The organism is Enterobacter sp. C4G1, from assembly GCF_052886895.1.
In genome coordinates this window covers 2,445,893-2,469,515 of the sequence record NZ_JBQVVV010000001.1, presented here as the reverse complement: position 1 = coordinate 2,469,515, position 23,623 = coordinate 2,445,893, and the positions used below count along the sequence as shown (strand labels likewise).

Sequence of the window (23,623 nt, the reverse complement as noted above, 5' to 3'; positions counted from 1 at the left end):
TTATGACCCAGGACGATCTCGCCTTCGATAAGCTGCATATCTGGCACCCTTACACTTCCACGACGAACCCGCTGCCCGTTTACCCGGTGGCCTCTGCCCACGGCTGCGAACTGCATCTTGCCAGCGGAGAGCGGCTTGTTGACGGGATGTCCTCCTGGTGGGCCGCCATTCACGGCTACAACAATCCGCGTCTGAACGCGGCGATGAAAGCGCAGATTGACCAGATGTCGCACGTGATGTTCGGCGGCATCACTCATCAGCCTGCGGTTGACCTTTGCCGCCGTCTGGTAGCGATGACACCTGACTCTCTGGAATGCGTTTTCCTCGCGGACTCGGGTTCAGTCGCCGTTGAAGTGGCGATGAAAATGGCGCTGCAGTACTGGCACGCAAAAGGCGAGGCCCGCCAGCGGTTCCTCACCTTCCGCAACGGTTATCACGGGGATACCTTCGGCGCGATGTCGGTCTGTGATCCGGATAACTCGATGCACAGCCTGTGGAAGGGCTACCTGCCGGAAAACCTGTTTGCCCCGGCGCCACAAAGCCGTTTCGGTGGTGAGTGGAACGAGATGGACATGGTCGGCTTTGCGCGACTGATGGCCGCGCACCGCCATGAGATAGCCGCGGTGATCCTCGAGCCTGTTGTGCAGGGTGCAGGCGGGATGCGCATGTACCATCCCGAGTGGCTGAAACGTATTCGTAAGATGTGCGATCGCGAGGGCATTCTGCTGATTGCCGATGAGATAGCCACCGGCTTTGGCCGCACCGGCAAACTGTTTGCCTGTGAACATGCCGGTATTGCGCCGGATATTCTGTGCCTGGGTAAAGCGCTGACCGGCGGCACGATGACGCTTTCCGCCACGCTCACCACACGCCACGTTGCCGATACCATCAGCGACGGTGAAGCAGGTTGCTTTATGCATGGCCCGACGTTTATGGGAAATCCACTGGCCTGTGCGGTCGCGAGCGAAAGCCTTGCCATCCTTGAGAGCGGCGAATGGCAAACCCAGATGGCTGCAATTGAAGCGCAGCTTCAGCAGGAGCTCAGCGCGGCATCGGGCTCTGAGTTTGTTGCAGATGTGCGCGTGCTTGGCGCTATTGGCGTGATTGAGACAACACATCCAGTGAATATGGCCGCGCTACAACGCTTCTTCGTCGAGCGTGGCGTCTGGGTTCGTCCTTTCGGTAAGCTTATCTATCTGATGCCGCCATATCTCATTACCGGGGATCAGCTGCGCAAGCTGACCGCCGCGGTTGTCGAAGCGGTTAAGGTTCCCGCACATTTTGCGATTTAATCCAGGGCGTTAGCTTCGGTACTCTGTTTATGCATTACACTTTTTGCACGGCTCAGTACGGAGAAAACGAATGAAACTCATCAGTCAGGATCTGCGCGACGGCGAGAAATTGCCTGAGCGCCACGTATTTAACGGAATGGGATATCAGGGGGATAATTTATCCCCGCATCTGGCCTGGGATGACGTTCCTGAGGGAACCAAAAGCTTTGTCGTCACCTGCTACGACCCGGACGCACCAACAGGCTCCGGCTGGTGGCACTGGATTGTCGCCAACCTGCCTGCCAGCACGCGCGTACTGCCACAGGGTTCGGGTTCTGGCGTTGCCGCCCTGCCAGAGGGCGCGCTCCAGACGCGTACCGACTTTGGTAAAGCGGGGTACGGCGGCGCTGCGCCACCAAAAGGGGAAACCCACCGCTATATCTTCACGGTTCATGCACTGGATGTGGATAGGATAGAAGTGGACGAAGGTGCCAGCGGCGCGATGGTGGGCTTTAACGTGCACTTCCAAACGCTTGGAAGTGCGTCGATAACGGCGATGTACTCCTGATAAAAAGCCGGGTGGCGGCTTCGCCTTACCCGGCCGATATTTTGCACCCGTAGGCCCGGTAAGCGCAGCGCCACCGGGCAAACAATTACAGCACCGACGGTAACAATCCCACCAGCCGCCCTTCTTCAAGAAGCTGCATCGCCTTATCAATATCCGGGGCAAAGAAACGGTCGTCATCGTAATGCGTGACATGCTCGCGCAGAACATGGCGTGCCTGCTCCAGTAACGCACTGGATTTCAGCCCTTCACGCAGGTCAACTCCCTGACAGGCTGCCAGCCACTCAACCGCCAGTACTCCACGGGTGTTAGAGGCCATTTCCCACAGACGACGCCCGGCAGCCGGAGCCATAGAAACGTGATCTTCCTGGTTTGCCGATGTCGGCAGGCTGTCCACGCTGTGCGGATGCGACAGTGCTTTGTTCTCACTTGCCAGCGCCGCGGCCGTCACCTGGGCAATCATAAAGCCCGAGTTCACCCCGCCGTTACGCACCAGGAACGGTGGCAGCTGAGACATATGTTTGTCCATCATCAGCGCGATACGGCGTTCAGATAACGCCCCCACTTCGGCAATCGCCAGCGCAATGTTATCTGCTGCCATTGCCACAGGCTCAGCGTGGAAGTTACCACCGGACACCACTTCGTTTTCCTGGGCAAACACCAGCGGGTTATCCGACACCGCGTTGGCTTCCACCAGCAATACCTCTGCCGCCTGACGAAGTTGAGTCAGACACGCCCCCATCACCTGTGGCTGGCAGCGCAGGGAATACGGATCCTGCACCTTGTCACAGTTATGGTGAGACTCGGCAATGTCGCTGGTATCCGTGAGTAAATGACGGTACATCGCAGCGGCATCAATCTGCCCACGCTGACCGCGCACCTCGTGAATACGAGCATCAAACGGACGACGTGAGCCGAGCACAGCTTCGGTGGTCAATGCACCGCACACCACCGCCGAGGCAAACAGATCTTCGGCTTCAAACAGACCGCGCAGGGCAAACGCAGTGGATGCCTGCGTCCCATTGAGCAGCGCCAGGCCCTCTTTCGCCGCCAGCGTAATCGGTGCCAGACCGGCTTTTTTTAGCGCTTCTGTTGCAGGTAACCACTCCCCCTGCCAGCGCGCCTTGCCTTCACCCAGCAGCAGCAAAGACATATGCGCCAGCGGAGCCAGGTCGCCGGAGGCGCCCACAGAGCCTTTCGCCGGGATCCACGGATAAACGCCTGCATTCACCAGCGCCATCAGCGCCTGGATAACGCTCAGTCGGATGCCAGAAAAACCACGCGCCAGGCTGTTGATTTTGAGCACCATCATCAGACGGACAATCTCATCATCCAGCGGCTGACCCACACCCGCCGCATGGGAAAGCACCAGCGAGCGTTGCAGGTTTTCCAGATCGTGAGTCGCAATTCGCGTCTGGGCTAACAGGCCAAATCCGGTGTTGATACCGTAGGCGGTGCGCCCTTCGGCCACAATGGCCTCGACGCAGGCAACGCTGTCGTTAATTGCGCGATGGGCGCTTTCATCCAGCGCCAGTGTCACCGGGTGACGCCAGACGTTACGCAGCTGTTTTAGCGTCAGTGAACCGGGAGTGAGTGTAAGAGCGTTCATTAAAGCTTTCCTTGTGTGGCAGGGATCATCGGCAGGTTTAGCCCCTGCTCTTTGGCACATTCAACCGCTATCTCGTAACCCGCATCCGCGTGACGCATCACGCCGGTTGCCGGGTCGTTATGCAGCACGCGAGCGATACGCGCGGCCGCTTCGTCAGTACCGTCGCAGACAATGACCATCCCAGAATGCTGGGAGAAGCCCATTCCTACGCCGCCGCCGTGGTGCAGCGATACCCAGGTTGCACCGCTGGCAGTGTTCAGTAACGCATTCAGTAATGGCCAGTCGGATACCGCATCCGAACCGTCACGCATGGCTTCGGTTTCACGGTTAGGGCTAGCGACCGAACCGGAATCGAGGTGGTCGCGTCCGATAACAATCGGCGCGGAGACTTCACCGCTGCGCACCATTTCGTTAAACGCCAGGCCCAGCTTCTGACGCCATTCCAGCCCTACCCAGCAGATGCGCGCAGGTAAGCCCTGGAAGTTAATGCGTTCGCGGGCCATATCCAGCCAGTGATGCAGGTGTTCGTCGTCTGCGACAATTTCTTTAACTTTTGCATCCGTTTTGTAGATATCTTCCGGGTCGCCGGACAGGGCCACCCAGCGGAACGGGCCAATACCACGACAGAACAGCGGGCGGATATAAGCCGGTACGAAGCCCGGGAAATCAAAGGCGTTGGCAACGCCCATCTCTTTGGCCATCTGGCGGATGTTGTTGCCGTAATCGAAGGTAGGGATGCCCATTTTGCTGAACGCCAGCATGGCGCTCACGTGCTCTGCCATGGATTGTTTTGCCGCGAGCACTGTGCCTTCAGGGTCGGTTTCGGCTTTTTGCTGATAGGCTTCCCACGTCCAGCCTTTAGGCAGATAGCCGTGGAGCGGGTCATGTGCGCTGGTCTGGTCGGTGACTAAATCCGGGCGAACACCACGAGCCACCAGTTCCGGGACGATATCCGCCGCGTTACCGCACAGGGCAATCGACATAGCTCTGCCTTCAGCGGTATATTTTTTAATGCGTGCCAGCGCGTCATCAAGGTTTTCGGCCTGCTCATCGACATAGCGGGTACGCAGACGGAAATCGATGCGGCTCTGCTGGCATTCAATGTTCAGGGAACAGGCACCGGCAAGCGTTGCGGCCAGCGGCTGTGCGCCGCCCATTCCGCCCAAGCCCGCAGTCAGTACCCAACGGCCTTTCAGCGAGCCGTTATAGTGCTGACGACCGGCCTCAACGAAGGTTTCATAGGTTCCCTGCACAATCCCCTGACTGCCAATATAGATCCAGCTACCTGCGGTCATCTGGCCGTACATCGCCAGCCCTTTCGCGTCCAGCTCGTTGAAGTGTTCCCAGGTCGCCCAGTGTGGCACCAGGTTTGAGTTTGCAATCAGCACGCGCGGCGCGTTTTTGTGGGTTTTGAATACGCCGACCGGTTTGCCGGATTGCACCAGCAGAGTTTCGTCGTTCTCCAGTTGAGTCAGGGCTTCTACAATGGCGTCGTAGCACTCCCAGTTGCGCGCAGCGCGGCCAATGCCGCCGTAGACCACTAACTCATGGGGATTTTCTGCGACCTCAGGATCAAGGTTGTTCATCAACATGCGCAGCGGTGCTTCGGTGAGCCAGCTTTTTGCAGTGAGCGTGGTGCCACGCGCGGCGCGGACATCCTGCTGGCGGTATTTACCTGACGACATTGTGTGCTCCTCATACGGGACAGATGATACAAATAGATATACTTGTATAGACAAGCACACACAAGGATGGTTTTAACAAAAAAGATACAATTTTGTTATATTGAGTTAGCTATCACGCTTTTACTTCTTATGACCCTCAGGACATAAAATGGCCCTGCAACCGGTAACGATCACCCGGGAACAGCAGCCTGGCGTGTGACACTATCTGGGACGATGACCAGGTGCGGCGGCGGATAAGCAGACAGGGATCGTGTTCTTTAATCCGCAGCAGTTCCCACTCCTGCTGTGTAGCGCGCACTGCTTCCACGATATGCTCCCCTTCCGTGAGCGGTGCCACCAGCGACAGATACGCGTGCGGTGTGGTGCGGGTATAATCCTGTTCAAGATATTCGGGCACGCTCAGCGCGTTGACGCAGCGATCTTCAATCTGCACTGGAACGTCATTTTCAAAGTGAACCATTATCGAATGGAACACCCGCGTTCCCTCTTTGACGTTCAGCTCCAGAGCCTGTTCGGCACTGGCCTGGGTCTCTTCAAGCACCAGCACTTCGCAATGGTGCTGATGGTTACGCGCGGCAATCTCATCGGCAATACTGCGGATTTCAAACAGGGCCGATTGTCCTTTTGGTTCAGCCACAAAGGTCCCCACCCCTTGCAGGCGCACCAGCAAGCCTTCATCGGTCAGCTCACGCAGCGCGCGGTTGATGGTCATGCGGCTAAAACCAAACTGCGCCACCAGCTCAGCCTCTGACGGGATACGGTCGTGCGGGCGCCATACACCGCTGGCAATTTTTTCGCTGATCGCCTGCTTCACCTTTTCGTAAAACGGCGCAGGCGGGCTCGGTTGGGTCTGAGGTGAGCGTGAAAACATGGTGACTCCTTAACCTGTGTTATGCCCACCAGTGAGCAATTTGCCAGGCCAGACGGGCGGCGAGTTTCGCCCCCTGACCGTCCCGGTCGTAATGTGGATTAAATTCAACTAAATCTGCCGCCCGCAGTTTTCCGCTGCGGCAGATGCGTTCGATGACCGGCAACAAGTCCAGTGCAGGAATACCTAACGCCGCAGGGGCTGATACGGCGGGCATCTCACCGGCGGGCAACACATCAAGGTCGATGGTCAGATAAACGCTGTCTGCCCGGGCCAGAACCGCCTCAAGCGCGGATAATGCGTCGCGACGGAAATGGAGATCTTCAACCAGCGTCACGTCCAACCGTTCGGCTTCATCCCACAACGCCTGAGTATTTGCCGCCCGGCTTACGCCAAAACAGGCATACTGAAACGCGCGAGACTGTTCAGCACAGTAGTGCGCAAGCTGACGAAACGGCGTGCCGGAGGTGGCACGTTCTGCCTTGCGCAGATCAAGATGGGCATCAAGGTTAATAATGGCCACACGCTCATGCGGGAAGGCATCCAGTACGCCGCGCCCGTGCGCCCAGGCGGTTTCATGTCCGCCGCCAAAAACAAGCGTATGCATCCCGGCACGCTGGCTGGCTGTAACCGCATCGCTTAACGCCCGCTGCGCGGCTTCAAGCGCTTCACCCTCGACATCAATCGTGCCCATATCCACAAGCCGCTCATGCCCCTGATGGCTGGCCATATTTGCCAGCGCTTTGCGCAGGACATCGGGAGCCTGCACGGCACCCGGTCTGCCGTGGTTGCGTTTTACGCCTTCATCACACCCGAAGCCCAGCAGCGCAATACCTGAGGATTCGGGCGCAAACTGCGCCTGCTGCCGGATGGTCTGGAAAATGCGTGTGGCATTGCTGGCCTCTGCGCTGTCATCCCGCCCCTGCCAGACCTGTTCAGAAACGGGCCGCCATAACGTCATATTACCTCCCCACGAAAGATACGTTGATACAGCGGGTTACGCCCAGGTTCATACACCATTTCGACAGGGTGCTTAGCATCCCAGACGATAAAGTCAGCCACAAAACCTGCCTTTAACTGCCCGTGTGTTGCACCACGTCCGAGTGCGCATGCGGCATGTCGCGTCACACCAGCCCAGGCTTCTTCGGGGGTCAGGCCAAACTGGACACAGGCCATATTCATCGCCAGATGCAGGCTGGCAAACGGGCTGGTCCCGGGGTTGTAGTCGGTGGCGACCGCCATAGCAACGCCCTGTTTTCTGAGCTGTTCAACCGGCGGGCGCTGGCGCTCCTGGAGGAAATAGAAAGCGCCGGGTAGCAGTACTGCAACCGTGCCACTTTCTGCCATCGCCTGAACCCCGGCCTCATCAAGATATTCAATATGATCGGCGGAAAGCCCCTGGTAACGGCTGACCAACGCCGCGCCGCCCAGATTAGAAAGCTGCTCGACATGCCCTTTCACCGGAATACCCAGCGCGAGCGCGGCCTGGAATACCCGCTCGGTTTGCGCTGGGGTGAATCCGACGTTTTCACAAAAAACGTCTACCGATTCGAACAACCCTTTTTGCCACAGGGCAGGCATTATCTGCTCGCACACCAGCGTGAGATAGGCATCCGGGTCGTGGCGGTATTCCGCGGGCACCGCATGAGCCGCAAGCAGCGTCGGGCTAATTTCCACCGGATTTTCATGGCCGAGCTGGCGCGCCACCTGCAACATTTTCTCTTCGGCTTCGGCATTCAGACCGTATCCTGACTTGATTTCAAGGGTTGTCACGCCTTCATTCATCAGCCGTTGCAGGCGCTGCTGTGCAAGGGTCAGTAACGCTTCCGGGGTGCTGTTGCGGGTTGCGGTCACGGTGGCGTTAATCCCGCCGCCCTGTGCGCTTATGGTCTGATAAGAGACACCGTTTAACCGCTGCTCCCATTCCGCCGCGCGATCGCCGCCAAATACCAGATGGGTATGGCAGTCGATAAGCCCCGGCGTAACCAGCCTTCCCGCTAAATCCTTGCTGTTAGCGTGCCCGTGAGGGATGTCTGCTTCGGGGATCACGGCCAGGATCGTCCGGCCGCGGACCACCAGCGCAGAGTGTTCAGTCAGTCCATAAGGGGCGGGATGGTCGGGATCCATTGTCGCCAGTCGCGCATTACGCCAGATAACATCGTCGGGATAGAGCTGCTGCATGGGGCTTCCACTTGTCATGGGTTGTATAGACATTTATTTTCATCTGTTTGCCGCTGTCAACCGCCTTTACGGAAAATGTTATTTATTTGTGATTACTTTCCCGCATCCGCTGGGCGAAAAATGCAACTTTTTACCATTTAAACTTCCCGTTTCGCTCAACTTAGTATAAAAAAGCAGGCTATTTCGTCTATCTCGTTAAGACTTGCATACCCAGGAGCTTTACCTTGAACATTTCCAGGATTTCCCGTCTGGCGTTAGCACTTGCCTTTGGCGTGACATTATCCGCATGTAGCTCAACCCCACCGGACCAGCAGCCTTCTGAGCAGGTTGCACCGGGCACCGCATCTCGTCCGGTACTGTCTGCTGATGAAGCGAAAAACTTCAGCCAGGCGCGTTACTTCACGGCAATGGACCCAAATGGGGCACCGTGGAGCCCGTCTTCAATCAACCTGCCTAAGCAGCCTGACTTCGTCGTCGGCCCGGCAGGTACGCAGGGTGTCACGCACACCTCTATTCAGGCAGCGGTTGACGCAGCAATCACCAAACACAGCGCATCCCGCCAGTACATCGCGATCCTGCCAGGCGAATACGAAGGCACCGTGTACGTGCCTGCCGCGCCAGGCAGCATTACCTTGTACGGTACGGGTGAAAAAGCCGTCGACGTGAAAATTGGTCTGGCGATTGACTCCGAAATCGACAGCAACACCTGGCGTCGTCTGGTGAACCCGGCCGGGAAATATATGCCTGGCAAACCTGCATGGTATATGTTCGATAACTGCCAGAGCAAACGTACCGCGACCGTGGGTATGATGTGCTCTGCGGTATTCTGGTCGCAGAACAACGGCCTTCAGTTGCAGAACCTGACCATTCAAAACACCCTGGGTGATAGCGTGGACGCAGGTACTCATCAGGCGGTTGCACTGCGCAGTGATGGCGATCAGGTTCAGATTAATAACGTGAACATTCTGGGTCGTCAGAACACCTTCTTCGTGACCAACAGCGGTGTACAGAACGCGATTGTGAATAACCGTCTGACCCGTACTCTGGTCACCAACAGCTACGTTGAAGGCGATGTAGACCTCGTTTCTGGTCGTGGCGCCGTGGTGTTTAATAACACTGAATTCCGCGTAGTGAACTCCCGTACACAGCAGGAAGGTTATGTGTTCGCGCCGGCAACACAGTCCAGCCTGTTCTACGGCTTCCTGGCGGTGAACAGCCGCTTCACCGCGTCCGGTAATGCCGTTGCGCAGTTGGGTCGCTCTCTGGATGTGGACTCTGCCACCAACGGCCAGGTTGTTATCCGCGACAGCGTGATCAACGAAGGTTTCAACACGGCAAAACCGTGGGCAGACGCCGCAGTGTCTAAACGTCCATTCTCCGGCAACACCGGTGCTGTGGATGATAAAGGCAACGTGCAGCGCAACCTGAACGACGCTAACTTCAACCGCATGTGGGAATACAACAACCGCGGTCTGGGTAGCAAAGTGGTTGCAGAGCCGAAGCAGTAATCTGTTTTGCCGGGTGGCGGCTTCGCCTTACCCGGCCTACGAAACCCATTCACTGGGCATAAAAAAACCTCGCATCGGCGAGGTTTTTTGTTTTACACCGCTTAGTGCGCGTTAACGACAACCCACATTGGCCCCTGGCCTACGGCATAACGCCCCTTCTCTTCCAGCAAGCCCTGCTCACCTTTGATTTCATACAGCGCAATGTGATGGGATTTTTGTCCCGCCGCAATCAGGTATTTCCCGCTGTGGTCGATATTAAAACCGCGTGGCTGGGTTTCCGTTGGCTGGAAGCCTTCAATCGCCAGCACGCTGCCGTCTTCAGAGATGCTGAACACGGTAATCAGGCTTGAGGTGCGGTCACAGGCGTAGAGATGACGGCCATCCGGTGTAATGTGGATATCCGCAGCCCAGCGAGTGTCGGAGAAGTCTGACGGCATCATATCCAGTGTCTGTACGCACTCAATCTCGCCGTTTGGATCTTTCAGCTCCCACACATCCACAGAACTGTTCAGCTCGTTCACCACATAGGCGTACTGTTGATTGGGATGGAACACCATGTGACGTGGGCCTGCGCCCTCAACGGTCGTCACTTCAGCCGGGTTTTGCGTAACCAGGTGACCATCGTCACTCAGGGTAAACAAGCAAATGCGATCCTGCTTCAGCGCAGGAACCCACAGCGTGCGGTTGTCCGGGGTGATATTGGCAGAGTGGCACCCTTCCAGCCCTTCGACCACATCGACAGTTTCAACCGGGATGCCATCTTCCAGACGCGTCACGCTGACGCAGCCGGAGTTATAGGAGCCGCTGAACACGAAGTTGCCTTTGTGATCGGTCGAAATATGGGTTGGGCTACCCGGCAGCGGAGCTTCGGCGGTGAAGGTCAGTGCGCCATCATCCGGGGCGATGCGGTAAGCCAGTACGCGAAATTCAGGGCGCACGCCAACATAGAGAAAACGTTTATCCGGGCTGACGACCATCGGCTGAACTTGTCCGGGAACATCAACAACCTGAACCAGCGTGAGTGAACCTTCTGCATTCAAACGCCAGACATGGATCTGCTGGCTTTCAGGACTGGCGGTATAAACGGTTTGTTTCATGAATACTCCTTTCCTCACTGCGCGTGAAAGTGATTATTTTTAACGGTGAATGCTGAATTTTAGCCAGGAATTTTGCAGCGATCTTCACTCGGTGTACCATCCCCTAAGACCTTAAATTCAATATTAACCCGGAAGAACAAATGACCTCGCGTGTGATTGCACTGGATTTAGACGGTACACTGCTTACCCCTCAAAAAACCCTGCTGCCCTCTTCTCTCGATGCGCTAAAGCGTGCAAAAGAAGCGGGATATCAACTCCTGATCGTAACGGGTCGACATCACGTTGCCATTCATCCTTTTTATCAGGCACTGGCGTTAGATACACCTGCAATTTGTTGTAATGGCACTTATTTGTATGATTATCAGGCAAAAAAGGTTCTGGAGTCTGATCCACTGCCTGTTCCTCAGGCGCTGCAATTGATTGATCTGCTGGATGAACACAACATTCATGGCCTGATGTATGTAGATAACGCGATGGTGTATGAACGCCCAACAGGCCACGTTATCCGTACCAGCAACTGGGCGTTATCGTTGCCTGAAGCACAGCGTCCGGTCTTTACTCAGGTTGCCTCTTTGCGCCAGGCGGCTGCGGATGTTGACGCTATCTGGAAATTCGCCCTGACGGACGAAGACACCACCAAACTGAACGGCTTTGCAAAACACGTCGAGCAGACGCTCGGTCTGGAATGCGAATGGTCATGGCACGATCAGGTGGATATTGCCCGCAAAGGCAACAGCAAAGGCAAACGTCTGACGCAGTATGTGGAGTCTCAGGGCTGGTCAATGCAGAACGTGATTGCCTTTGGTGACAACTATAACGACATCAGTATGCTGGAAGCCGCAGGCACCGGCGTGGCGATGGGCAATGCCGATGATGCCATTAAAGCACGCGCCAACGTGGTAATTGGCGACAATACCACCGACAGCATTGCGCAGTATATCTATACCCACCTGCTGTGATCAGGTGGTGATCGAGACACTCTTGATTTGCGCGTAAAGCCACAGGCCAGGTTTGATCCCCAACTCATCTCTGGCCCACGGGCTGATACGCGCCCACAGCGTTTTGCTGCCAACCTCGAGCTGCACTTCCACCTGGCCGTTATCATCAAAACACTGAGCCACTTTGGCGCGCAGAATATTACGAATGCTGGTTTGCAGAGGTGGTTGCAGCACCAGAGAGACATCCGAGGCCTGAATGCGAATACGCAACGCAGACTGAAGCGGTTTATCAATCCTATTGACCCACAAATGCTGATCGCCGAGCGCCAGCGCGGTCATTGCGTAGTGCGGATGATGCTCCAGCACACTGACCTTCAGGATACTGCTCTGTTGCTCTTTCGGCAGCCACGGATGCATAACGCTACTGCCCCACACCTCTTCCAGATTGCCGAACGCTTTCACGTTGCCGTTTTCCAGCACCAGCACTTTGTCTGCCAGATGCAGAATTTCATCAAGCGAATGGCTGACGTAGAGCATCGGGATATTAATTTCGCGGGCCAGGCGTTGCAGATACGGCAGCAGTTCGCGCTTACGCGGGATATCCAGCGATGCCAGCGGCTCATCCAGCAACAACAGCTCCGGTGCGGTCAGTAATGCACGGCCAATGGCAACACGCTGCTTCTCACCGCCAGAAAGCGAAGACGGAAGGCGGTCGAGCAGTTGTTCAATGCCCAACAACGCAACGAGCTTATCAAACTGCCCGGCCATGCTTTTCGCCATGCCGTAACGCAGATTACCGCGCACGCTGTAGTGCGGGAATAACCTTGCATCCTGGAAAACGTAACCGATGCGCCGTTTATCCGGTGACAGGTAAATTTTGTTCTCCACGTCATTTAAGACGCGCTTATTCAATACGATACGACCTGACTGAGGGCGAGTCAGACCGCTAATGGCGTTAATCAGCGAGGTTTTCCCCGCGCCAGAGACGCCAAAAATAGCCGTAATGCCGCTCGCCGGCAGGGTTTCGTTCAGCGTCAGACAATGGTCGCCAAGCGTCTGGCTGAAATTCAGCTCCAGCATGGTTATTTCCCCATCCGTTCACGGCTGATGCGCGCCAGCCATTCTGAAACCAGCAGTGAAACCAGCGCCAGAACAATAGAGATAATACAAAGCCTTGCCGCCGCGTTTTCACCGCCAGGCGTCTGAATAAGGGTATACATAGCCGATGGAATGGTGCGCGTTTCGCCCGGAATGTTTGACACAAAAGTAATGGTCGCCCCGAACTCGCCCAGTGAACGGGCAAAGGCCAGCACGGTACCGACGATAATGCCCGGCAGCGTGAGCGGTAAGGTAATGGTCAGAAACACGCGCCAGCGCCCTGCGCCTAACGTACGTGCCGCCTGTTCAAGTTTGAGGTCAACACCTTCCAGCGCCAGGCGGATCGCCCGCACCATCAGCGGGAAGGACATCACTGCCGCCGCCAGTACCGCCCCGCGCCAGCTAAACGCAAACGTCAGGCCAAACCAGTCATAGAGCCTTTCACCGATAAAACCGCGCCGCCCCATCGCAATCAGCAACAGGTAACCCACCACAACCGGGGGTAAAACGAGAGGAAGATGAAGAATACTGTCGAGCAGGGCTTTGCCTGGAAACTTACAGCGAACCAGTAACCAGGCAAAGAAGATCCCAAAAGGCAAACTCAGCACAACGGCCAGGGAAGAGACTTTAAGGCTCAGCAGCACGGCCTGCCATTCAGGATCGGTCAATATCATTAGTGAGTCGTAAATCCGTAACGTTTAAAGATTGCAGACGCCTGCGGGCCCTTCAGGTAGTCGTAGAAGGCGCTGACTGTCGCATTTTTATGTCCATCAACCACAGCAACAGGATATTCCACTTTCTTGTGGGAATCTTCCGGGAACGTACCAACCACTTTTACACCTTTGCTGACCACAGCATCAGAGCCGTAAACAATACCCAGCGGTGCTTCGTTGCGTTCAACCAGCGCCAGTGCGCCGCGCACGTCTTCCGCCGGTGCCAGTTTAGGGGATAACGCCTCCCACGCGCCCAGTTTTTGCAGGGCTTCTTTCGCATAAATACCCGCAGGTACGTGCTCAGGATCGCCCACCGCCAGACGGCCACCGTTCAAAAGGTGAGTCCAGTCTGTCTCTTTGTTGATGGCGATTTCAGCCTGCGCGCTGGCCTTTGGTGCCACAACAACCAGGCTGTTACCCAGCAAAGTTGCACGGGTTGCCGTATCGATAGATTTTTTCTCTGCCGCGTAGTCCATCCATTTCTGGTCAGCAGAAATGAACAGATCGGCAGGCGCACCGGCTTCAATCTGGCGCGCCAGCGTAGAAGAGGATGCAAAAGAGGAGACAACCTCAACGTTCTTCTCTTTTTTGTATTCCGCTGCAATATCCTGCATAGCGTTAGTCAGAGACGCCGCTGCAAAGACCGTGATTTTACCGTCTTCAGCCAGTGCGTGACCCGCCAGAGAAAGTGTCAGTGTTGCCCCTGCAAAAAGGCGTAACCATGTACGTGCCATCTGTAGCTCCTGTGAGTTTCGTTATATACACATGAATATAACGACAACTGTAGGGATATCCTAGCGATAAATCGTACCGATTAATGAGTAAACTCAACCGATGTTGTGAATAATATCGGCGTGAAAGGAAGAAACTTGAGAGCAAAACGCCCGGACTGACCGGGCGTTTTGTAGGGAATCAATGCTGCTTTTTAGGCTGGTCTTTATGACCGATGTTCGAAAACACGTTGAACACTTCACCCAGGCCGTAGATAGCACCGAGGATGAGAGCCATCACTACTGGTACCATGATCACGGCGAATACCAGACTTTTCAACAACTCTAACATGGTTTTCTCCAGACATTGTGAACGGCTTATTCTACCCTTTCAAGTGAGAAAAACATCCCCTTTTGTGCGGTGCACTTTGCCCGCAGGGGCATTTGGGTCACAATACACTTTTTGCCAGGACATTGTTATGCAGGCCGAAATTCTCCTCACCCTACGACTTCAGCAGAAGCTTTTCGCCGATCCGCGACGTATCGCCCTGCTTAAACAAATAGAGCAAACTGGCTCAATTAGCCAGGGGGCAAAAAACGCTGGCATCAGCTACAAAAGCGCCTGGGATGCCATCAATGAGATGAACACCCTGAGCGAGCAGGCGCTGGTCGACAGAGCAACCGGCGGTAAGGGCGGTGGCGGAGCGGTACTGACTCGCTACGGTCAGCGTCTGATTCAGCTTTACGATCTGCTGGCGCAGATACAGCAAAAAGCGTTTGATGTCTTAAGCGACGACGACAACGTACCGCTGGACAGCCTGTTGGCCGCCATTTCCCGTTTTTCGCTCCAGACCAGTGCCCGCAACCAGTGGTTTGGTACCGTCACGGCCAGGGACAACTCGCAGGTACAGCAGCATATCGAGATCCTGCTGGCTGACGGCGCTACGCGTCTGAAAGCGGCCATCACCGCGCAAAGCGGAGAGCGTCTCGGGCTGGATGAAGGCAAAGAAGTTCTGGTGTTACTGAAAGCTCCCTGGGTCAGCATCACGCGCGACCCTGACCAGGCAAAACGCGCCGATAACCAACTGCACGGCGCAATCAGCCACATTGAACGCGGCGAGGAGCAGTGTGAGGTGCTCATGACGTTACCGGATGGGCAAATTCTGTGTGCCACGGTGCCGGTCATCGACGCAGATGAGTTAGAAGAAGGTGCTGTCGTCACCGCATATTTCAACGCAGACCGGGTGATTATCGCCACATTATGCTAAGCGCATTGACAAGCGTGCCGACTGTGCGTATCCCTGACGCTTATTGCTGCAAAAAATGGGATAAATCATGTCATCATTGCATATTTCGCAAGGCACGTTTCGTCTTAGCGATACCCGAACGCTGGCGCTTCCTGATTTAACGTTACGCGCAGGTGAAAGCTGGGCCTTTGTCGGCACAAACGGTAGCGGTAAATCCGCCCTGGCGCGCGCGCTGGCAGGCGAGCTAACTCAGCTTAAAGGTGAGCGTCAGTGCGGTTTTACACGCCTGACTCGCCTCTCGTTTGAGCAACTGCAAAAGCTGGTCAGCGATGAGTGGCAACGTAACAACACCGACTTACTCAGCCCTGGTGAAGAAGATACCGGTCGCACCACGGCAGAAATAATCCAGGATGAAATAAAAGACAGCGCACGCTGCCAGCATCTGGCCGAACAATTCGGCATCACCACCCTCCTGGACAGACGCTTTAAATATCTTTCAACCGGCGAGACGCGAAAAACGCTGCTCTGCCAGGCGCTGATGAGTGAACCGGAACTGCTGATCCTGGATGAGCCCTTCGACGGGCTGGATGTGCAATCCCGTGCCCAGCTGGCAGCCCTGCTGGAAAAGCTCAATCAGCAAGGTTACACCCTGGTTCTGGTGCTTAACCGCTTTGATGAAATCCCGGATTTTGTGCAGCATGCCGGGGTCTTAGCCGACTGTAGCCTGACCGAAACCGGTGAAAAAGCCGCATTACTGAAACAGGCCCTGATTGCGCAGCTGGCGCACAGTGAAAAACTGGACGGTATTTCGCTTCCGGAGCCCGACGCCCCTTCTGCCCGCCACGGCTTAGATCCCCACCAGCCGCGCATTGTATTACATAACGGTGTGGTTTCTTATAACGATCGCCCTATCCTTAACCAGCTGAGCTGGACAGTAAACCCAGGCGATCACTGGCAGATTACGGGCCCTAACGGAGCGGGGAAATCGACGCTACTGAGCCTGATAACCGGCGATCATCCGCAGGGTTACAGTAACGATCTCACCCTGTTTGGCCGTCGTCGCGGAAGCGGCGAAACCATCTGGGACATCAAAAAGCATATTGGCTACGTTAGTAGTAGTTTGCATCTGGACTACCGTGTCAGTACTACGGTGCGTAACGTCATTTTGTCGGGGTTCTTCGATTCCATCGGCATTTATCAGGCGGTTTCGGACAAACAGCATAAGCTGGCGCAACAGTGGCTGGATATTCTGGGTATGGATAACAGGGTCGCTGACGCGCCGTTTCATAGCCTGTCGTGGGGGCAGCAGCGGCTGGCGCTTATCGTCCGTGCGCTGGTGAAACACCCAACTTTGTTGATTCTCGACGAACCGCTCCAGGGGCTTGATCCGCTCAATCGCCAGTTGATTAGACGCTTTGTGGATGTTCTGATCGGGGAAGGTGAAACCCAGCTGTTGTTTGTTTCACATCATGCCGAAGATGCCCCTTCCTGCATTACCCACCGCCTGGAATTCATCCCGGATGGTGAGTGCTATCGCTATCTCCTGAGCAAAATCGATTAATCAAAGGGGGCTCTGCCCCCGCTTTTCAGATTACCTGCAACATTACAACGTTATCTCTTTGATCTAGAATGCTACCGTCCATTCAAAATTAAGGTGCGATGATTAGTGTAAACGATTCCACTATTTTATCCCATGTCACACTTTTCGCGTCTCTGTTATGCTATGGTTAATTCATACCATAAGCCCAATGGAGCGAAATATGCGAGTTCTGGTAACAGGTGGTAGCGGTTACATCGGTAGTCATACCTGCGTGCAGCTGCTGCAAAACGGTCATGATGTCATCATCCTCGACAACCTGTGCAATAGTAAGCGCAGTGTGCTGCCTGTGATTGAACGTCTTGGCGGCAAACAACCTACCTTCGTCGAAGGCGATATTCGCAACGAAGCGTTGATGACTGAAATCCTTCACGACCACGCCATTGAAACCGTGATTCACTTCGCGGGTCTGAAAGCAGTTGGCGAATCGGTCGCAAAACCGCTTGAGTATTACGACAACAACGTCAACGGTACGCTGTGCTTAATTTCAGCCATGCGCGCGGCAAACGTTAAAAACTTTATCTTCAGCTCGTCAGCTACCGTATATGGCGATCAGCCCAAAATCCCTTACGCCGAAAGCTTCCCTACCGGCACGCCGCAAAGCCCGTATGGCAAAAGCAAGCTGATGGTGGAACAGATCCTGACCGACCTGCAAAAAGCACAGCCTGACTGGAGCATCGCCCTGCTGCGTTACTTCAACCCGGTTGGCGCGCATCCATCAGGCGATATGGGTGAAGACCCGCAGGGCATTCCAAATAACCTGATGCCGTATATCGCGCAGGTGGCCGTTGGCCGTCGCGATTCACTGGCGATTTTTGGTAACGATTATCCAACCGAAGATGGCACCGGCGTGCGTGACTATATTCATGTCATGGACCTGGCCGATGGTCACGTTGCGGCGATGCAGCAGCTGGCAGACAAACCGGGTGTGCATATTTACAACCTTGGCGCGGGTGTCGGAAGCAGCGTGCTGGATGTGGTTAATGCCTTCAGCAAAGCGTGTGGCAAGCCGGTGAATTATCACTTCGCCCCCCGCCGCGATGGCGACCTTCCGGCTTACTGGGCTGACGCAACCAAAGCCGATAAAGAGCTTAACTGGCGTGTAACGCGCACGCTCGATGAAATGGCACAGGATACCTGGCACTGGCAGTCACGCCATCCGCAGGGCTATCCGAATTAAGGATTTGTCATGACGCAATTCAATCCCGTCGATCACCCACATCGTCGTTTTAACCCGCTCAGCGGGCAATGGATTTTGGTTTCACCGCATCGCGCTAAGCGCCCCTGGCAGGGGGCGCAAGAAACGCCTGCAAAACAGACGCTGCCTCAGCATGATCCAGACTGTTTTCTGTGTCCGGGCAACACACGCGTCACGGGCGATACCAACCCGGAATACAAGGGCACATACGTTTTCACCAACGATTTTGCGGCCCTGATGACCGACACCCCGGATGCCCCGGAAAGCCAGGATCCGCTGATGCGTTGCGAAAGCGCACGTGGCACCAGCCGCGTGATCTGCTTCTCGCCCGATCACAGCAAAACGCTGCCGGAACTGAGCATCGAGGCCCTGAAAGAGGTAGTGAGCACCTGGCAGACACAGACCGCAGAGTTAGGCCAAACCTATCCCTGGGTGCAGGTGTTTGAAAACAAAGGTGCGGCGATGGGCTGCTCTAACCCGCACCCGCACGGCCAGATTTGGGCAAACAGCTTCCTGCCAAATGAAGCCGAACGCGAAGACCGTCTGCAAAGAGCGTATTACGCGCAGAATGGCTCGCCAATGCTGGTGGATTACACCCAACGCGAGCTGGCAGATGGCAGCCGTACCGTAGTCGAAACCGAGCACTGGCTGGCCGTTGTACCCTACTGGGCTGCCTGGCCGTTTGAAACGCTGCTGCTGCCAAAAGCACATGTGCAACGCATTACCGACCTCAGCGATGCGCAGCGCGATGACCTGGCGCTGGCGCTGAAAAAACTGACCAGCCGCTACGACAACCTGTTCCAGTGTTCCTTCCCTTACTCGATGGGCTGGCACGGCGCGCCGTTTAACGGTGAAGAAAACCAACACTGGCAGTTACATGCCCACTTCTACCCGCCGCTGCTGCGTTCCGCGACGGTACGTAAATTTATGGTGGGCTACGAAATGCTGGCAGAAACCCAGCGTGACCTGACGGCAGAACAAGCAGCAGAACGTCTGCGTGCCGTTAGCGACGTCCACTATCGCGAATCAGGAGTCTAAAAAAAATGAGTCTGAAAGATAAAACACAATCCCTGTTTGCTGAAGCATTTGGCTACCCTGCCACCCACGTTATTCAGGCGCCTGGCCGCGTTAACCTGATTGGCGAACACACAGATTATAACGATGGTTTCGTGCTGCCCTGCGCCATTGATTACCAGACGGTGATCAGCTGCGCTAAACGTGATGACCGCAAGGTTCGCGTGGTAGCGGCGGATTATGACAACCAGACCGACGAATTCTCTCTTGATGCCCCGATTATTGCCCACGATACCCAGCAATGGTCGAACTACGTGCGCGGCGTTGTTAAGCATCTGCAAAAGCGCAATAAAAACTTCGGCGGCGCCGATCTGGTGATCAGCGGCAACGTCCCGCAGGGTGCCGGGCTGAGTTCATCGGCTTCGCTGGAAGTGGCGGTAGGTACTGTGTTCCAGCAGCTTTACCATCTGCCGCTGGACGGCGCACAAATCGCGCTGAATGGCCAGGAAGCAGAAAACCAGTTCGTTGGCTGCAACTGCGGCATTATGGACCAGCTGATTTCTGCCCTCGGCAAGAAAGAACACGCGCTGCTGATTGACTGTCGCTCGCTGGGAAGCAAAGCGGTTCCGCTGCCAAAGGGCGCGGCGGTCGTTATCATCAACAGTAACTTCAAGCGTACCCTGGTAGGCAGCGAGTACAACACCCGTCGTGAGCAGTGTGAAACCGGCGCGCGTTTCTTCCAGCAGACTGCCCTGCGCGACGTTTCAATCAATGAATTCAACAAAGTTGCCCATGAGCTTGATCCGGTGGTGGCTAAACGCGTTCGCCACGTTCTGACGGAAAACGCCCGTACGGTTGAAGCCGCTTCAGCGCTGGCAAAAGGCGATTTGAAACGCATGGGTGAGTTGATGGCCGAATCTCATGCCTCTATGCGTGATGATTTCGAAATCACCGTGCCGCAAATCGACACGCTGGTTGAGATTGTTAAAGCCACCATCGGTGACAAAGGCGGCGTGCGCATGACTGGCGGCGGTTTTGGCGGCTGCATCGTGGCACTGGTTCCTGAAGAGCTGGTTCCGGACGTTCAGGATGCAGTAGCAAAACAATACGAAGCCAAAACTGGCATCAAAGAAACCTTCTATGTGTGTAAAGCAACACAAGGAGCGGGACAGTGCTAAACGAAACGCCAACTCTCGCACCGGATGGTCTGCCGTATCGCCTGTTAACCCTGCGCAACAGCGCAGGGATGGTGGTTACGCTGATGGACTGGGGCGCAACATTACTCTCCGCACGTGTGCCAATGCCTGATGGCAGCGTGCGTGAAACCCTGCTCGGCTGCGCATCGCCGGAACAATACATCACTCAGGCGGCCTATCTCGGCGCATCCGTGGGACGTTACGCCAACCGCATCGCCAAAAGCCGTATTGTACTGGATGGCGTGAGCTATCCGCTGCTGTCAAGCCAGGGCGAAAACCAGCTGCACGGCGGGCCGGAAGGATTTGATAAACGCCGCTGGCAGATTGTTCAGCAGAATGATGGCGAAGTGCTGTTCTCGCTGGACTCCCCCGATGGTGATCAGGGCTTCCCGGGTAATCTCGCCGCCACGGCACGTTTTACCCTGACGGAAGATAACCGTATTGCGATTGAGTACCGCGCAACGACCGATAAAGCCTGCCCGGTCAATATGACTAACCACGCGTATTTCAATCTCGACGGTAACCAGTGCGATGTTCGCCAGCATAAGCTTCAGCTGCTGGCGGATGACTATTTGCCGGTCGATGAGATGGGTATCCCGCATCAGGGCCTGAAATCGGTGAGCGGCACCAGCTTTGATTTCCGCGCGACAAAATCTGTCGCCCAGGATTTCCTGAGCGATGACGATCAGCGCAAAGTGAAAGGTTACGATCACGCTTTCCTGTTACAGGCAAAAGGCGACGTGAAGCAGCCTGCGGCCCATGTCTGGTCAGCGGATGAAAAGTTGCAGATGACGGTCTACACCACGGCCCCTGCCCTGCAATTTTATTCGGGCAACTACCTCGACGGCACGCCAGCCCGCACGCATAACGAGTACAGCGACTGGCAGGGTCTGGCGCTGGAAAGCGAGTTCCTCCCGGACAGCCCTAACCATACAGAATGGCCGCAGCCAGACTGCGTGCTGCGCCCGGGTGAAGAGTACGTTAGCGTTACGGAATATCATTTTATCCCTCACGCATAACACCAGGTGTCATCCGGCAGTAAAAGTAGAGCCCTCGCCATGAGGGCTTTTTTTGCCCATCTTGCTGAAAATAGCGCCACTCATAGACAAAATCATAACCCTGGATTCACAAGCAGCTTACACTGAGAGACTATTTTCGCTATGGTTATGGTTAAGCGTTGCCGCTGGCATGGTCACGGCAATATAATGAGAATTGTTATCATTCAAAATGCTTGAGGAGTAAGAGATGGCTATTACTAAGCTGGTTCTGGTGCGCCACGGCGAAAGCCAGTGGAACAACGAAAACCGCTTTACCGGTTGGTACGATGTTGACCTGTCCGAGAAAGGCGTAAGCGAAGCGAAAGCGGCGGGTAAACTGCTGAAGGAAGAAGGCTTCAGCTTTGATTTTGCTTACACCTCTGTGCTGAAACGTGCCATCCACACTCTGTGGAACGTCCTGGACGAGCTGGATCAGGCATGGCTGCCAGTTGAGAAATCCTGGAAACTGAACGAGCGTCACTACGGTGCTCTGCAAGGCCTGAACAAAGCTGAAACCGCTGAGAAATACGGTGACGAGCAAGTTAAACAATGGCGTCGTGGCTTCGCGGTGACTCCGCCAGAGCTGACCAAAGATGACGAGCGTTACCCGGGCCACGATCCGCGCTACGCGAAACTGACCGATGCTGAACTGCCACAGACTGAAAGCCTGGCGCTGACCATCGACCGCGTTGTGCCTTACTGGAACGAAACCATTCTGCCACGCCTGAAAAGCGGTGAGCGCGTTATCATCGCAGCTCACGGTAACTCCCTGCGCGCGCTGGTGAAATTCCTGGATAATATGGGTGAAGACGAGATCCTCGAACTGAACATCCCAACTGGCGTACCGCTGGTGTACGAGTTCGACGAAAACTTCAAACCAATCAAACACTACTATCTGGGTAACGCTGATGAAATCGCTGCAAAAGCGGCGGCAGTAGCGAACCAGGGTAAAGCGAAGTAATTTTCGCCAGACATAAAAAAAGCGTGGAGCAATCCACGCTTTTTTATTGCCAAAATGCGTATCAGCCGCGGCGTGCTTTTACCGCTTCCGCCAGCTGACGCAAAATCGTGTCAGTATCTTCCCAGCCAATGCAGGCATCCGTCACGCTCTTGCCATATACCAGTGGCTCGCTGCCTTCCAGGTTCTGGTTGCCTTCCACCAGGTGGCTTTCGATCATCACACCAATGACTGCGGTTTCGCCGCCCGCAATCTGCTGACAAACGTCCGTGCCCACGTCCATCTGCTTTTTGAATTGCTTGCTAGAGTTAGCGTGGCTGAAGTCGATCATCACCTGTGGTGCCAGTCCTGCTTTCTCAAGACCGGTTTTCACTTCCGCCACATGTTTTGCGCTGTAGTTAGGCTCTTTACCGCCGCGCAGGATGATGTGGCAGTCACCGTTACCGCTGGTGTTCACGATGGCAGAGTGACCCCATTTGGTCACTGACAGGAAGCAATGTGGCGCGCCTGCAGCATTGATCGCGTCAATGGCCACTTTGATGGTGCCGTCAGTCCCATTCTTAAAACCAACCGGGCAAGAAAGGCCGGACGCCAGTTCACGGTGTACCTGAGATTCAGTGGTACGTGCACCGATGGCACCCCAGCTCATGAGGTCGGCGAGATACTGTGGGGTGATCATGTCCAGGAATTCACCGGCAGCTGGCAGACCGCTGTCGTTGATTTCCAGCAGCAGCTTACGCGCGATGCGCAGGCCGTCATTGATCTGGAAACTGTTATCCATGTGTGGATCGTTAATCAGCCCCTTCCAGCCCACGGTAGTGCGCGGTTTTTCAAAATAAACGCGCATCACGATTTCCAGCTCACCTTTCAGCTCATCACGCAGTTTAATCAAGCGGGAAGCGTACTCTTTGGCCGCCGCAGGATCGTGGATGGAGCATGGACCAATTACCACCAGAAGACGATCGTCATTACCTTTCAGGATCTTATGGATCGCTTTGCGGGCATGGGAAACCGTGTTTGCAGCGTTTTCTGTGGCGGGGAATTTTTCAAGGAGTGCTACTGGAGGTAATAACTCATTGATCTCTTTAATGCGTAAATCGTCATTCTGATAATTCATTTTCTATTCAGCTCTG

The 23,623-nt window shown here is 55.3% G+C and carries 22 protein-coding genes; 11 read left to right on the top strand and 11 right to left on the bottom strand.

From position 1 onward, the window contains the following. Positions 1 to 2: 2 nt before the first annotated feature. Together bioA and ACT9TW_RS11870 are read left to right on the top strand one after the other, a co-directional pair. On the top strand, positions 3 to 1,292 hold the full coding sequence (gene bioA, locus ACT9TW_RS11875; RefSeq protein ID WP_446492456.1) for an adenosylmethionine--8-amino-7-oxononanoate transaminase: 1,290 nt from the start codon (positions 3 to 5) through the stop codon (positions 1,290 to 1,292). Positions 1,293 to 1,362: 70 nt separating this feature from the next. Next, positions 1,363 to 1,839, top strand: coding sequence for a kinase inhibitor (locus ACT9TW_RS11870; protein WP_446492455.1), 477 nt, complete (start codon positions 1,363 to 1,365; stop codon positions 1,837 to 1,839). Between the two features lie 85 nt (positions 1,840 to 1,924). On the opposite strand, the gene hutH is transcribed toward ACT9TW_RS11870, so the two are convergent. The 5 genes from hutH to hutI form a co-directional block, all read right to left on the bottom strand. Beyond that, the gene (hutH, locus tag ACT9TW_RS11865; RefSeq protein WP_446492454.1) at positions 1,925 to 3,445 is read right to left on the bottom strand and encodes a histidine ammonia-lyase; all 1,521 of its coding nucleotides are present in this window, start codon (positions 3,443 to 3,445) and stop codon (positions 1,925 to 1,927) included. Then, on the bottom strand, positions 3,445 to 5,130 hold the full coding sequence (gene hutU / locus ACT9TW_RS11860) for a urocanate hydratase (RefSeq protein ID WP_446492453.1): 1,686 nt from the start codon (positions 5,128 to 5,130) through the stop codon (positions 3,445 to 3,447). Before hutU ends, hutH begins: the two co-directional genes overlap by 1 nt. Positions 5,131 to 5,266: 136 nt before the next feature. After that, positions 5,267 to 6,001 (bottom strand): histidine utilization repressor, encoded by a 735-nt coding sequence (locus tag ACT9TW_RS11855; protein ID WP_182060084.1) that lies wholly within the window; start codon positions 5,999 to 6,001, stop codon positions 5,267 to 5,269. 19 nt (positions 6,002 to 6,020) lie between these two features. After that, positions 6,021 to 6,959, bottom strand: a complete 939-nt coding sequence (hutG, locus tag ACT9TW_RS11850) for a formimidoylglutamase (protein ID WP_446492452.1) — start codon at positions 6,957 to 6,959, stop codon at positions 6,021 to 6,023. Next, positions 6,956 to 8,179: an imidazolonepropionase gene (hutI, locus tag ACT9TW_RS11845; protein WP_446492451.1), complete on the bottom strand. Its 1,224-nt coding sequence runs from the start codon at positions 8,177 to 8,179 to the stop codon at positions 6,956 to 6,958. The genes hutG and hutI overlap by 4 nt, the downstream gene beginning before the upstream one ends. 224 nt (positions 8,180 to 8,403) lie before the next feature. On the opposite strand from hutI, the gene ACT9TW_RS11840 reads away from it, so the two are divergent. Further along, positions 8,404 to 9,687, top strand: a complete 1,284-nt coding sequence (locus tag ACT9TW_RS11840; protein ID WP_446492450.1) for a putative acyl-CoA thioester hydrolase — start codon at positions 8,404 to 8,406, stop codon at positions 9,685 to 9,687. A 101-nt stretch (positions 9,688 to 9,788) separates the two neighbouring features. Here the strand turns inward: ACT9TW_RS11840 and pgl are convergent, their stop codons facing one another. Then, positions 9,789 to 10,784 carry a 6-phosphogluconolactonase gene (gene pgl, locus ACT9TW_RS11835; protein ID WP_182060080.1) on the bottom strand — a complete coding sequence of 332 codons (996 nt, stop codon included), beginning with the start codon at positions 10,782 to 10,784 and terminating at the stop codon, positions 9,789 to 9,791. A 140-nt stretch (positions 10,785 to 10,924) separates the two neighbouring features. On the opposite strand from pgl, the gene ACT9TW_RS11830 reads away from it, so the two are divergent. Further along, on the top strand, positions 10,925 to 11,743 hold the full coding sequence (locus ACT9TW_RS11830; RefSeq protein WP_182060079.1) for a pyridoxal phosphatase: 819 nt from the start codon (positions 10,925 to 10,927) through the stop codon (positions 11,741 to 11,743). On the opposite strand, the gene modC is transcribed toward ACT9TW_RS11830, so the two are convergent. The 4 genes from modC to ACT9TW_RS11810 all read right to left on the bottom strand — a co-directional run bounded on the left by modC (position 11,744) and on the right by ACT9TW_RS11810 (position 14,595). Further along, positions 11,744 to 12,802 carry a molybdenum ABC transporter ATP-binding protein ModC gene (gene modC / locus ACT9TW_RS11825; protein ID WP_446492449.1) on the bottom strand — a complete coding sequence of 353 codons (1,059 nt, stop codon included), beginning with the start codon at positions 12,800 to 12,802 and terminating at the stop codon, positions 11,744 to 11,746. A gap of 2 nt (positions 12,803 to 12,804) precedes the next feature. Then, positions 12,805 to 13,494, bottom strand: a complete 690-nt coding sequence (gene modB, locus ACT9TW_RS11820) for a molybdate ABC transporter permease subunit (RefSeq protein WP_315688134.1) — start codon at positions 13,492 to 13,494, stop codon at positions 12,805 to 12,807. Then, positions 13,494 to 14,267, bottom strand: a complete 774-nt coding sequence (modA, locus tag ACT9TW_RS11815; protein WP_446492448.1) for a molybdate ABC transporter substrate-binding protein — start codon at positions 14,265 to 14,267, stop codon at positions 13,494 to 13,496. The genes modB and modA overlap by 1 nt, the downstream gene beginning before the upstream one ends. A gap of 178 nt (positions 14,268 to 14,445) precedes the next feature. Further along, positions 14,446 to 14,595 carry an AcrZ family multidrug efflux pump-associated protein gene (locus ACT9TW_RS11810; protein ID WP_014069405.1) on the bottom strand — a complete coding sequence of 50 codons (150 nt, stop codon included), beginning with the start codon at positions 14,593 to 14,595 and terminating at the stop codon, positions 14,446 to 14,448. A 127-nt stretch (positions 14,596 to 14,722) separates the two neighbouring features. Here ACT9TW_RS11810 and modE point away from each other — a divergent pair, with 127 nt between their 5' ends. From modE to gpmA, 7 genes are all read left to right on the top strand, one after another. Then, the gene (gene modE / locus ACT9TW_RS11805) at positions 14,723 to 15,511 is read left to right on the top strand and encodes a molybdenum-dependent transcriptional regulator (protein WP_446492447.1); all 789 of its coding nucleotides are present in this window, start codon (positions 14,723 to 14,725) and stop codon (positions 15,509 to 15,511) included. Between the two features lie 67 nt (positions 15,512 to 15,578). Continuing rightward, complete coding sequence (gene modF, locus ACT9TW_RS11800) at positions 15,579 to 17,051, top strand: molybdate ABC transporter ATP-binding protein ModF (RefSeq protein WP_446492446.1); 1,473 nt, start codon at positions 15,579 to 15,581, stop codon at positions 17,049 to 17,051. Positions 17,052 to 17,250: 199 nt separating this feature from the next. Continuing rightward, positions 17,251 to 18,267 carry a UDP-glucose 4-epimerase GalE gene (gene galE, locus ACT9TW_RS11795; protein ID WP_182060073.1) on the top strand — a complete coding sequence of 339 codons (1,017 nt, stop codon included), beginning with the start codon at positions 17,251 to 17,253 and terminating at the stop codon, positions 18,265 to 18,267. Positions 18,268 to 18,276: 9 nt separating this feature from the next. After that, entirely contained in the window at positions 18,277 to 19,323 is a 1,047-nt protein-coding gene (gene galT, locus ACT9TW_RS11790; RefSeq protein WP_446492445.1) for a galactose-1-phosphate uridylyltransferase, read from the top strand. Positions 19,324 to 19,328: 5 nt separating this feature from the next. After that, entirely contained in the window at positions 19,329 to 20,477 is a 1,149-nt protein-coding gene (gene galK / locus ACT9TW_RS11785; RefSeq protein WP_446492444.1) for a galactokinase, read from the top strand. Continuing rightward, positions 20,471 to 21,514, top strand: coding sequence for a galactose-1-epimerase (gene galM, locus ACT9TW_RS11780; protein ID WP_446492443.1), 1,044 nt, complete (start codon positions 20,471 to 20,473; stop codon positions 21,512 to 21,514). The genes galK and galM overlap by 7 nt, the downstream gene beginning before the upstream one ends. Before the next feature lie 226 nt (positions 21,515 to 21,740). Beyond that, positions 21,741 to 22,493 carry a 2,3-diphosphoglycerate-dependent phosphoglycerate mutase gene (gene gpmA, locus ACT9TW_RS11775; protein WP_014069398.1) on the top strand — a complete coding sequence of 251 codons (753 nt, stop codon included), beginning with the start codon at positions 21,741 to 21,743 and terminating at the stop codon, positions 22,491 to 22,493. Between the two features lie 61 nt (positions 22,494 to 22,554). Here gpmA and aroG read toward each other — a convergent pair whose 3' ends face one another. Then, a complete protein-coding gene (aroG, locus tag ACT9TW_RS11770; protein WP_446492442.1) occupies positions 22,555 to 23,607 on the bottom strand; it encodes a 3-deoxy-7-phosphoheptulonate synthase AroG in 1,053 nt (350 codons plus the stop codon). Positions 23,608 to 23,623: the final 16 nt, after the last annotated feature.